The 10695-nt window shown below is 61.7% G+C and carries 10 protein-coding genes; 3 read left to right on the forward strand and 7 right to left on the reverse strand.

Annotated features, from left to right (window positions below; genetic code table 11):
• Nucleotides 1-24: 24 nt before the first annotated feature.
• Both ACW4E8_RS19260 and ACW4E8_RS19265 read right to left on the reverse strand, forming a co-directional pair.
• Nucleotides 25-1548: a CoA-acylating methylmalonate-semialdehyde dehydrogenase gene (locus ACW4E8_RS19260; protein WP_456805980.1), complete on the reverse strand. Its 1524-nt coding sequence runs from the start codon at nt 1546-1548 to the stop codon at nt 25-27.
• A gap of 45 nt (nt 1549-1593) precedes the next feature.
• Nucleotides 1594-2727, reverse strand: coding sequence for an acyl-CoA dehydrogenase family protein (locus tag ACW4E8_RS19265; protein WP_456805981.1), 1134 nt, complete (start codon nt 2725-2727; stop codon nt 1594-1596).
• 695 nt (nt 2728-3422) lie between these two features.
• Between ACW4E8_RS19265 and ACW4E8_RS19270 the strand changes: the two genes are divergently transcribed.
• Nucleotides 3423-5168 carry an AMP-binding protein gene (locus tag ACW4E8_RS19270; RefSeq protein ID WP_456805982.1) on the forward strand — a complete coding sequence of 582 codons (1746 nt, stop codon included), beginning with the start codon at nt 3423-3425 and terminating at the stop codon, nt 5166-5168.
• Nucleotides 5169-5309: 141 nt separating this feature from the next.
• Complete coding sequence (locus tag ACW4E8_RS19275) at nt 5310-6020, forward strand: Crp/Fnr family transcriptional regulator (RefSeq protein ID WP_456805983.1); 711 nt, start codon at nt 5310-5312, stop codon at nt 6018-6020.
• Here the strand turns inward: ACW4E8_RS19275 and ACW4E8_RS19280 are convergent.
• The 5 genes from ACW4E8_RS19280 to ACW4E8_RS19300 all read right to left on the reverse strand — a co-directional run bounded on the left by ACW4E8_RS19280 (nt 5999) and on the right by ACW4E8_RS19300 (nt 10035).
• The gene (locus ACW4E8_RS19280; RefSeq protein ID WP_456805984.1) at nt 5999-6646 is read right to left on the reverse strand and encodes a DsbA family protein; all 648 of its coding nucleotides are present in this window, start codon (nt 6644-6646) and stop codon (nt 5999-6001) included. The genes ACW4E8_RS19275 and ACW4E8_RS19280 overlap by 22 nt on opposite strands.
• 2 nt (nt 6647-6648) lie before the next feature.
• Nucleotides 6649-7329 carry a glutathione S-transferase N-terminal domain-containing protein gene (locus tag ACW4E8_RS19285; protein ID WP_456805985.1) on the reverse strand — a complete coding sequence of 227 codons (681 nt, stop codon included), beginning with the start codon at nt 7327-7329 and terminating at the stop codon, nt 6649-6651.
• Between the two features lie 10 nt (nt 7330-7339).
• Nucleotides 7340-8113, reverse strand: a complete 774-nt coding sequence (locus ACW4E8_RS19290) for an enoyl-CoA hydratase/isomerase family protein (RefSeq protein ID WP_456805986.1) — start codon at nt 8111-8113, stop codon at nt 7340-7342.
• 168 nt (nt 8114-8281) lie between these two features.
• On the reverse strand, nt 8282-8989 hold the full coding sequence (locus ACW4E8_RS19295; protein WP_456805987.1) for an RraA family protein: 708 nt from the start codon (nt 8987-8989) through the stop codon (nt 8282-8284).
• 422 nt (nt 8990-9411) lie between these two features.
• Nucleotides 9412-10035: a DsbA family protein gene (locus tag ACW4E8_RS19300; protein WP_456805988.1), complete on the reverse strand. Its 624-nt coding sequence runs from the start codon at nt 10033-10035 to the stop codon at nt 9412-9414.
• A 448-nt stretch (nt 10036-10483) separates the two neighbouring features.
• On the opposite strand from ACW4E8_RS19300, the gene ACW4E8_RS19305 reads away from it, so the two are divergent.
• The gene (locus ACW4E8_RS19305; protein ID WP_456805996.1) at nt 10484-10651 is read left to right on the forward strand and encodes a hypothetical protein; all 168 of its coding nucleotides are present in this window, start codon (nt 10484-10486) and stop codon (nt 10649-10651) included.
• Nucleotides 10652-10695: the final 44 nt, after the last annotated feature.

Consider the following 10695-nt stretch of genomic DNA (forward strand, 5'->3'; position numbering starts at 1 on the left):
CACGCGTTTAATGCAGTGGCGGCCTTACTTCAGGCTGATGGTCGTATTTACGCCGTCGTTGACTGTCGCATCATCAAACCAGCGCGCCGTGACCGTCTTGGTCTGCGTATAGAACTGCACCACCTGCTTGCCGTAAGGTCCCAGATCACCCAGCTTGGAGCCACGCGAACCGGTGAAGCTGAAGTAAGGCACCGGCACCGGGATCGGGATGTTGATGCCGACCTGGCCCACGTCGATCTCGCTCTGGAACTTGCGTGCCGCAGCGCCGCTCTGTGTGAACACGCCAGTGCCGTTGCCGAAGGGGTTCCGGTTGACCAGCGCGATGGCGTCATCCAGGGTTTCGACGCCGATCACCACCAGCACCGGCCCGAAGATCTCTTCGGTGTAGATCGACATGTCGGTCTGGACATCGGTGAAGATGGTGGGGCCGATGAAGTTGCCCTGCGGATAGCCCGGCACCTGCACGTTGCGACCGTCGAGCGCCAGCGTGGCGCCTTCGCGCTCGCCCGCGGCGATCAGGCCCAGCACGCGCTCCTTGGCGGCTACCGACACCACCGGGCCGACGTCCGTGCCGGCTTCGGCGCCGGCGCCGACCTTGAGCGTCTTCGCGCGCGCCACCAGGTCGGGTACCCAGTCGCGCGCCGCGCCCACCAGCACGACCACTGAGGTGGCCATGCAGCGCTGCCCCGCCGCGCCGAAGCCCGCGCCAGCCAGCGCGTTCAGTGTCTGTTCCTTGTGCGCATCGGGCAGTACCACAGCATGGTTCTTGGCGCCCATCATCGACTGGACGCGCTTGCCGTGCGCCCCGGCCAGGTTGTAGACATGGGTACCAACGGCGGTCGAGCCCACGAACGACACGGCCTTGATATCCGGGTGCGTGCACAGCGCATCGACCACGTCCTTGGCACCGTGCACGACGTTCAGCACGCCCGGCGGCACGCCGGCTTCCAGCGCCAGTTTGACCAGTTCCACGGTGGAGAGCGGGTCCTGCTCCGAGGGCTTGAGCACAAAGGTATTGCCGCAGACGATAGCCATCGGGAACATCCACAGCGGGATCATGGCCGGGAAGTTGAACGGCGTGATGCCCGCGCAGACGCCGATCGGCTGCAGCAGCGTGTAGGTGTCGACAGTCGAGGCCACGTTCTCGGCAAAGCCGCCTTGCTGCAGGGTGCCAATCGAGCAGGCATGCTCCACCACCTCCAGCCCGCGGAAGATGTCGCCCTCGGCATCGGCCAGGGTCTTGCCCTGCTCGGCGGTCAGGATGGCGGCGATGCGCTTGCTGTGCTCGCGGATCAGTGCCTGGAAGCGCAGCATGACGCGCAGCCGCGCGCCGATTGGCGTGTGGCGCCAGGTGGCAAAGGCGCGGTGCGCGGCACCCACGGCGGCGGCGACCTCGCTGGCGGTGGCCAGCGGCACGCGTGCCAGCACTTCCTGCGTGGCGGGATTGACCACATTGCGGAATTCGGTGGCGGACGAAGCCACCCATTCGCCGTTGATCAGCAGCGGTACGGTCGGCACGGCATTGTCGGTCTTGGGCACAGCACTCATGGTTATCTCCGGAAAATCTGGGTCTGTTGGCAGGTGAAGATGGGGCTACAGGCTGCGCGCGATCAGCATGCGCTGGATCTCGCTGGTGCCTTCGTAGATCTGGGTGATGCGGGCGTCCCGGTAATGGCGCTCGACCGGATAGTCTTCGAGGTAGCCGTAGCCGCCGTGGATCTGCAGTGCCTTGGAGCACACGCGCTCGGCGAGCTCGGAGGCGTAGAGCTTGGCCTGTGAAGCCTCGGACAGGCACGGCACGCCTTCGCTGCGCATGCGTGCCGCGCGGTGCACCAGCAGGCGGGCGGCGTTCAACTCAGTGGCCATGTCCGCCAGCATGTTGGCGATGGGCGGATGCTCGCGCAGCGCGCGGCCGAACTGTATGCGTTCCGATGCATAGCGGCACGCCGCCTCGAAGGCCGAGCGGGCGATGCCGATCGCCTGCGCGGCGATACCGATGCGGCCGCCTTCCAGGTTCGACAGCGCGATGCGCAATCCTTCTCCAGGCTCGCCCAGCAGCGCGTCGTGCGGCACGACGCAATCTTCCAGCGTGATAGCGCAGGTGTCCGAGGCGCGGATGCCGAGCTTCTTCTCGGGCGCGTGGACGATAAAGCCCGGGGTGGCGGTGGGCACCAGGAAGGCCGAAATGCCTTTCTTGCCGAGCTCGGGCTCGGTGACGGCGAACACCACCGCCACGCCGGCGCGCTGACCGTTGGTGACAAACTGCTTGCTGCCGTTGAGCACCCAACTGTTATCGGTGAGGCGGGCGCGCGTGCGCAGGTTGTGTGCCTCGGAGCCGGCCTGCGGCTCCGTCAGGCAGAACGCGCCGATCAGCTCGCCGCTGGCCAGCTGTGCCAGGTATTGTTCCTTCTGCGCATCGGTGCCGTAGTGCAGGATCGGGCCGCAGCCGACCGAATTGTGCACGCTCATGATGGCGGCGCAGGCGGCGCAGCCGGCGGCGATCTCTTCGATCGCCAGCGCATAGGCGACGTAGTCGGTATAAGTGCCGCCCCATTCCTCGGGCACGATCATGCCCAATAGTCCCAGCGCGCCCATTTCGGCGACTACCTCATCGGGCAGGCGGCCGTCGCGGTCCCATTGCGCGGCGCCCACTGCCAGCCGTTCGCTGGCAAAGGCGCGCGCGCTGTCGCGGATCATGGTTTGCTCTTCGGTGTAGTCGCTGTGCATGGCGGATTGGCGGTGGCGTACGTGGAGCCCTTTTGAAGCAGCGGGGCAAGTCAGGCAGAGGCGCGCTTGGCGTTTGACTTGCGGGCAGTGTAGGAACGCCGATGGCGGGGGCCTATGCCGAATTCCGCCAATCTTCCTGAACTCGTTTGCCACGTGACTAACACAATGAAAGAGCTCGCATGGTGGATCGTCCTGGCGGACCACTCCTCCACTGAGAGAGCTATCGCAAGCACTATTGCCTTCTGCCAAAAGACGCGATTGGCGTGTTGAATAGTTCCCCCTCGAAGAGAGGCTGCGGCATCGGTCGACGGATGAAGGGAGCGAGTCGTGCGACTTGGCGGGCCGTAGTTTTAACTGCGCCTTGCGGCCTAGCTAGCCGTCCGGGAAGCGCCGCAAGGGCCATACCTAAGAGTGCCGGGGTCGGATGGTGTGGCGCAATTCGCCAAGAATGTGTCAGTTTAGACAATGTACAACCGGTGCGCGTACCGTGAAACTGTGCTTGCCGCCGTGCGGCACGACGAAACTGCAAGAGCCCAAGTTCACCGTCGAGGCATGCGAGCTACGCGTTGTCATGCGGCGACCTATCCTGCGCACCAGACCATCGAAAAAGAGTTTCGACGAAATCAACGAGGCAGATTTGCCTTTGATGTTTGGGGGCACAGGCTGAGACTAATAGTCGTTCCGAAGAGACAGCCATGAGTAACCAGATTACATCCACCGACCGTCAATCGACGGCATTGACCATGCCGCGGAATGGGCTCGCTTACGTCAGTGGCGACACGAATGCGCCACTGAGCAACGCGACCATTGGGGAGTTCCTGCGCGCTACCGTCGCACGCTATGCGGACCGCAGCGCCGTCGTCTTCCGGGGGCAGAATGTACGTAGTACATGGGGGGAACTTGCACGCGAGGTCGACGTGCTTGCGGCCGGACTCTTGGACCTCGGGATCGGGAAAGGCGATCGCGTTGGCATCTGGTCACCGAATCGCTTCGAATGGGTGCTGACCCAGTTCGCAACGGCCCGCATTGGCGCAATTCTGGTCAACATCAATCCCGCCTATCGACTGGCGGAAGTCGAATATGCCCTGAATAAGGTCGGATGCAAGGCGCTGGTGGTGGCCGAAGCATTCAAGACCTCGAAGTATCTTGAGATGCTACAAGAACTGGCGCCAGAGCTTGCGACGGCAATGCCAAACGAATTGCATGCGCGGAGGCTACCGGACCTGCGAGCGATCATTCGCATGGGTGATGCGAAGACGCCAGGGATGCTCAATTTCCCCGAGGTGATGGCGGGCGGCAGGCAGAAGCCCGACAACACGGAGAAGCTAGCCGAGCTGGCAAAGACACTGGATACTAACGATCCGATCAATATTCAGTTTACGAGCGGTACGACCGGCAGCCCGAAAGGTGCAACGCTTACGCACCACAACATCGTCAATAACGCGCGCTACGTTGCGCTGGCATTGAAGCTGACGAAAGACGATTCCCTTTGCATTCCGGTGCCGCTGTACCATTGCTTCGGCATGGTGCTTGGGGTGCTGGCGTGCGTGGCAAAGGGCTGCACCATGGTCTTCCCGGGCGAAGCCTTCGACCCGGGTGAGACACTTTCCACACTGCACGAAGAAGGCTGTACGGCGATCCACGGTGTCCCTACCATGTTCATCGCCGCACTCGACCACCCGGACCTGGATAAGTACGATCTGAGTCGCTTGAGAACGGGTGTGATGGCCGGTTCGCCCTGTCCGATCGAGACAATGAAGCGCGTCGTGTCGGAGATGAATCTGCGCGAGATCACGATCGCGTACGGCATGACCGAGACCAGCCCGACATCATTCCAGAGTTCGCCGGATGATCCGCTTGATAAGCGAACGTCCACCGTTGGACGGGTGCATCCGCATCTGGAAGTCAAGATCGTCGACGCGTCAGGACAGACCGTTCAAGTGGGCGAAACGGGCGAACTTTGCACGAAGGGCTACTCCGTCATGCAGGGCTATTGGGGGGACGACGAGAAGACGCGCGAAGCCGTTATCGACGGGTGGATTCACACCGGCGATCTCGCCACTATCGATGCGCAAGGGTATTGCAGCATCGTTGGACGCCTGAAGGACATGCTGATCCGCGGTGGAGAAAACGTCTACCCGCGTGAAATTGAGGAGTTCCTTTTCCGTCATCCCAAGGTGCAGTCGGTACAGGTCTTCGGCGTGCCAGACCAGAGGTATGGCGAAGAAGTATGTGCGTGGATTATTCCGCGACCGGGCGAGCTATGCTCTGAGGAGGAGATCCGCGAGTTCTGCCGAGGCCAGATCGCGCACAGCAAGATCCCGCGCTATATCCGCATCGTGGATGAAATGCCTATGACGGTAACAGGGAAGGTGCAGAAGTTCGTGATGAGGCAGAAGATGATCGAGGAACTGCAATTCCCCGAGTCGAAGGCTGCGTGAGCGGAATTCTCTCCAGTGATTCCGTGCAGAAACCTGAGGGTGATCCTACATATGGACGAGTCACATCAGCGCCGCGCGAATCATTGAATTCACCTGGGTGCGACGGTACACTGGGTCGAACAAACTTGACCATCGTGGCTCATGGATACGTGGACAACCGAGCCGGGCGCTGCCGCAGGCGTGCATGGATTCCTGGAGAGGTGGCAGTGGTATCGCCGGCTGCCTGCCGAGCTTCGCTCGTTAGTATTGGAAACCATAGAGGAGCGGACGGCCGAGCCGGGCGAGTACATTGCGCGGGCGGGCGAGCCAAGCATGCACTGGTACGGGCTCATGCGTGGCTTCCTGCAGATGTACGTCGTCGGCGCGGACGGCGCCGAGACCACTTTGTATTGCCTGCGGGAAGGGGAGTGGGGAGGCGAAGGATCCCTGCTCAAGAAGGAAATGCGGCAGTACGATCTGCGCTCGCTGACCCCCTCTCACATCTGTTTGATGCCAGCCTCGACTTTTGAGACGCTGCGTCAATCGTCGATCGAGTTCAACCACTTCCTCTGCGACAACATGAACGAGCGGATGGGAGTCTTTGTGGGCATGCTCGCCGCATCCCGCCTCCTCAGGCCCGAGATGCGGGTGGCCCAGGCACTGCTGATGCTCGCGGACAAGACTGGCGGCGACGCGCAGGAACTAACCATTCCGCAGCATGAGCTCGCGTTGATATGCGGCTTGTCCCGGCAGCGAGTGAATATTGCGATCAGCGAGCTCAGGCGGCACAGACTTGTCGAAAGCGAGCCGTGCAAGGGGTTCTTGCTGGTCCATGTCAATGCGCTGCGCAGTTACGTCGCGGAGGTGGCGTAATCCGCGTCCGCGCCGGGCCGCAGAACAGGCTGGCACAAGGCTTCGGCAAGAAGGGCCAGCCTGTCGCCGCCCCAGAACAACTCGTCCTTGTAGACGAAGGTAGGGGCACCGAAGACGCCGAGTTGTTCAGCCCTTTCCAGCGCTGCAGTGAAGTCATGTTGCGCGCGGGCCTCTAGATAGGCATGCCAATCCCGAACTTCCAAGCCCGCATTGGTAATGGCTTCGTCAAGACAGGGCAGCGACTCCAGGTCGAACTCTCTACGCCAGAACGCGGCCAGCAGAGGATCACAGAATTCCCAAAGGCAATTCCTGGACTTGGCGAACAGCATGGCCTGGCTGGCCAATCCGGCATCCCAGAGCTTTGTGGTGGCCCGAATAGTCAGTCCCTGCCGCCTGGCCAGCCGGCGGCAGTCCATGTACAGGTACTTCAGCTTGGCGACATCGCGGCTCGACCGCTGCTCGACCTCGCCACCATACGCAGAGCGGAAGTCCGTGATAACGGGCCACCAGTCGAACCTGACGCCGCTGCGCTTGGCCAGCGCACGCGCGGGCTGCAGAACAAGGTAGGAGTAGGGGCTGCGCAGATCGATGAACGAGTCCACCACTGCGGTGTCTGGTTCGTTCATGGCTATGCCGTTTGAAACAGGCTTTGCTTGGCCCGGTCCGACGTAGTGACGTCGACCCATCGATCCCTGAGCAGATCCATCGCCCGTCCCACGGCCGGACGGGCGCGCACTCGACCGTACCAGGCCTGTACGGCCGGGAATTCGTCCAGGGACACGCCCGTCATCTTATGGATGCGGACCCATGGGAAGCACGCCATGTCAGTGATCGAGTACGTGCCGCAGACATACTCCCTTTCCTTCAGGCGGTCATCCAGAATCTTCAGCAGACGCCGGGTCTCGGCCTGATATCTGGTGATGGCGTAGGGTACGGGGGTCGATGCGTAGCGAAAGAAGTGCTGTGCCTGCCCCATCATCGGCCCCAGGCCGCCGACTTGCCAGAAGAGCCATTGCAGCACCTCGCTGCGTTGCCGTGGATCGACCGGAACGAAACGGTTTTCCTTTTCTGCCAGGTACAGCAGGATAGCTCCGGTCTCGAACACCGTGATCGGCCCCCCGCCATCCAACGGGGCGTGATCCACAATCGCCGGGATCTTCCCGTTCGGGTTGATGGCGCGATAGCCTGGCTGATGTTGGGCGCCACTCGTGATATCGATCGGGATGATCCGGTAAGGGATTTCCAGCTCTTCGACGAGGATGTGCGCCTTGTGTCCGTTCGGGGCTGGCCAGCTGTAGAGGTCGATCATCAACCGTCTCCTATCGCTTGCGCATGATCTCTTGCCTGCGGTGATCCTGGGCTCGCCGGTTGCCTTCGTCCCTCATGCCGGCCGGCAGGCGCTCGTCCAGGGCGACCGTGCGCTCGTCGATCTGTCGCATGACGCTGTCTTGCAACGCCTTCTTGGACATCGCGTAGGCCGTGTTGCAATCGGGGGTGATACACCGCGCATAGCTGACTGCCGCCGCAAGCAGTTGATCGGGCTCGACGACTTCGTGGAAAAAGCCAAGCCGCTCCGCTTCCTCGAGGCTGTACAGCGCTCCGCGCAGCGTAGTCAGGGCGCCGACCTGGTCCCCAAGGGTGTACTTGATGATCTCGACGTACGCAGCCGGCATCGGGATGCCGATGGGAACCTCGTTCAGGCCGAACTTGGCAGGCTTGCGCGCCGCAACCCGGAAATCGCAGTCGAGCGCCGTGATCAGTCCACCTGCGATGGCATGGCCGTTCACCGCTGCCACGGTAGGCCGAGGGTACTGGAAGATGCGCAGATTGGTTTCGCGATAGCCCCGATACCATTGACGGATCTTGTCCTGGTCACCGCTGCCGAAAATGTCAAAGCTGTACTGAAAGTCGATCCCTGCCGAGAATACGTCGCCGTGGCCCGTCAGGATGACAGGCAGCGCGCTGTAGTCCCGTTCGAGCCGGTCAAAGGCATCGTGGAGATCAGCGAAGAACTGGTCGTTCTGCACATTCACTTTGTTGGTGTTCATGCGCACGAGCGCACAACCGTGGAACTCTTCGATAGTCCATGCCATGGAGGTCTCCTTGGGGTCTTGGTGAATCCGTTGTTGCACCACATTAGCAATTTCGCCAATGGGATGCTGTCGCTTGGATGACAGGAGGCGCGATGGAACCACGCCCGGAGGTGTCGTCCCATCGCGCGGGGGCTCCTTCCGGTCCGGAACGCTTCCCGGCTCCGGCTGTTATTCCTCGACGGCGCCGCCGATCGAACGCAAATGCTGCCGGAACGTGAGGCTGGGGTCAGAGCGGCGCGCGGCCAGGTATTCTTCGAAGCGCGCCTGCTTTCTGAATGAGGTGCCGAGGTGCATTCGGGCTGCCTGGAGGCGCTCCGTGTCCCGAATTGTGGTGGCCAGTTCCGCCACTTCGGCAGCGCGTTCGAGCGGCACAAAGATGACGCCATCGTCGTCGCCAAGGACGAAGTCATCGGGTGTAACGATGTGCTGGCCGAAAGTGGCGGACAAGATATCCGGGTTCGCCCCCGTATCAAGGCGTTGGGGGCCGGTGGGCAACGCGCCCAGGCTGAACAGAGGCAAGCGAATAGTTCGAAGCTCGGATGAGTCGCGATGCAGGCCCCAGATCACTATGCCGGACAACCCAGCTTCCCTCGCCTCCAAAGTGACCAGGTCGCCCACACAGGCTTCGTCCCGGCGGCCGCTATTGTCGACCACCAGGACATCCCCGGGATTCGAGCGTTCAATGGCCTCCAGAAATACATCGACGCTGCCATAGTGCCGTGCCGGACAGACGCGCCCAACCAGGTGCGTGCTGCTCCACAGAGGCCGCGTGTCTGCGGGTGCGCAGCGAACCAGGATGCCGAGGCGCATGCAAGCGTCGGCTACATGCGGTGTGGTGAGACCGAGATACGTGCGTTGAAGCTGAACAGGTTCCATCGGTTAGGCCTCCTTGGCAAGGCAGTGTTGAGACTAGGTTGCCCGGCAGGCGTGCTGTTTATTGTTTGGAGATGATCGGCTTGACGTAGGTGAGACAGACATCGGTCAATTGGCGGCGCGGGCGTCGAAACATGCGACGGCTGCGCCGCCAACCTCGATACGGTCAACGCGTAGCGTCAGGTGGACCGCGTCGGGGAGGCGACCTCTTGTGCAACGCCTGTGCGGGTTCAGCGCAGCTGGCCAACAAGGCTCTTTCCTGGGTAACCGCGACAGTTTCATCGCTCGTCCCAGCGCTGTACATTGTCTAGAAGGTCAAAATCTGTGCAGATTGCGACAGCCTGTCCTGACGCGTTGGTTGACGGAGCGGCCACCCGGTTCCGCGGCCCTGAACAGGGCAATCGTCGGCGGTATGGGATCTAGGGCTAGCGACGTACGGCGCCGAACTCGGGACTTGCCGCGTCCTGATATTCCGTACGGTCGAACAGCGTCGGATCATCGAGAAACGCCTGCGTCCATTCGACGGTATCGCTGCCCCAGAACAAACGCCCTCGTACCGCCAGGGTGGGGACGCCGAAAGCCCCAAAGGAGGCTGCCTGTTTGGTGTTGCGCAACAATTGCTGCTTGACGTCGGGAGCGCTTGCTTTGGCTAGTGCATCGCTGACGCCCAGATGTGCCGCGAAGGCGTCGAACTCGAATTCGGGATCGCGTCCCTGGCCGTAGATGAAGTCGAGGGCGTTGCCTAACGCGCCTTCGTCAGCACTGATCGCTATCAGCAACCTCTGTGCTTGCAGAGAGTTGAAGGGGTGCCTTCGCGGCATCCTGAACCGGATGTTCAGCTGGCTCGCCCGCCAGACGCAATACTGATAAGTGTGAAGGCGCTTCGGCGGTACTTCTGCTGGCCCTTTTGTGTCCCAGTGCTTGAGCAGGCCAGCGAACAGGACTGGGACGGGCCGAACCTCAATGCGTCCGCGCAGGGCTTCTAGCGTGTGGTAGTGCAGATACCCAAACGGGGAGATGACGTCGAAGTACCAGTCGGCATTTTCCACGGTCTTGCTCCTCAAGGTCATATCCGCCTGGGCGGATCGTCGCTAATTCAAGCCCTAGCATGGCAGACGCGATCGCACGGGCTCTGCGACCAGGCATGTCGCCGACAGCCTTATGAACGCCCATCCAGTATCAGAAAGCACTAGGGAAACTCCGCATCCTTGGCTGTCATTGTAATGACAGGTGACAGCCCTCGGATAACCTAAGCTGATGCCGGACAGCGAAAGTGGGGTTGCGCTTAGCCTACCCGTCAAGGGGGCTCAAGCGATGAATCATTAGCGAGGTATCGCGTACCGCGCGCTGTAAATCCGTACATCAATAGCGTGAAGCACCAGGCCGCCATCGACGAGAGCGCTCCTTCGGAACGCAACGGTCGAAGGGGTATGGCGTGCTGCGTGGAACATGTACGGAGGGCGAAAACATTGGTGCAGCAGCACCAGGAGACAAGCAATGCGTCACATCGATATTCACAAGCTGGCCGATGAGGCTCGCTTCAACCGGTTTCACGGGCTCGTACTGTTCTGGTGCGCGTTGATCATCGTCTTTGATGGCTACGACCTGGCGGTAGCGGGTGGATTTGCCCCCGTGTCCCCGGACACGGTCACACCCTTAGGTTGATAAGGCCATCGCACGCCTGAACTCCCGCGGCGAGCGGTAATTCA

The sequence above is a fragment of the Cupriavidus sp. CP313 genome, from assembly GCF_054072015.1.

What these genes read in the sequence shown, in the direction of transcription:
- ACW4E8_RS19260 (WP_456805980.1), bottom strand. Translation starts at nt 1,548, where the DNA reads ATGAGTGCTGTGCCCAAGACCGACAATGCCGTGCCGACCGTACCGCTG.
- ACW4E8_RS19265 (WP_456805981.1), bottom strand. Translation starts at nt 2,727, where the DNA reads ATGCACAGCGACTACACCGAAGAGCAAACCATGATCCGCGACAGCGCG.
- ACW4E8_RS19270 (WP_456805982.1), top strand. Translation starts at nt 3,423, where the DNA reads ATGAGTAACCAGATTACATCCACCGACCGTCAATCGACGGCATTGACC.
- ACW4E8_RS19275 (WP_456805983.1), top strand. Translation starts at nt 5,310, where the DNA reads ATGGATACGTGGACAACCGAGCCGGGCGCTGCCGCAGGCGTGCATGGA.
- ACW4E8_RS19280 (WP_456805984.1), bottom strand. Translation starts at nt 6,646, where the DNA reads ATGAACGAACCAGACACCGCAGTGGTGGACTCGTTCATCGATCTGCGC.
- ACW4E8_RS19285 (WP_456805985.1), bottom strand. Translation starts at nt 7,329, where the DNA reads ATGATCGACCTCTACAGCTGGCCAGCCCCGAACGGACACAAGGCGCAC.
- ACW4E8_RS19290 (WP_456805986.1), bottom strand. Translation starts at nt 8,113, where the DNA reads ATGGCATGGACTATCGAAGAGTTCCACGGTTGTGCGCTCGTGCGCATG.
- ACW4E8_RS19295 (WP_456805987.1), bottom strand. Translation starts at nt 8,989, where the DNA reads ATGGAACCTGTTCAGCTTCAACGCACGTATCTCGGTCTCACCACACCG.
- ACW4E8_RS19305 (WP_456805996.1), top strand. Translation starts at nt 10,484, where the DNA reads ATGCGTCACATCGATATTCACAAGCTGGCCGATGAGGCTCGCTTCAAC.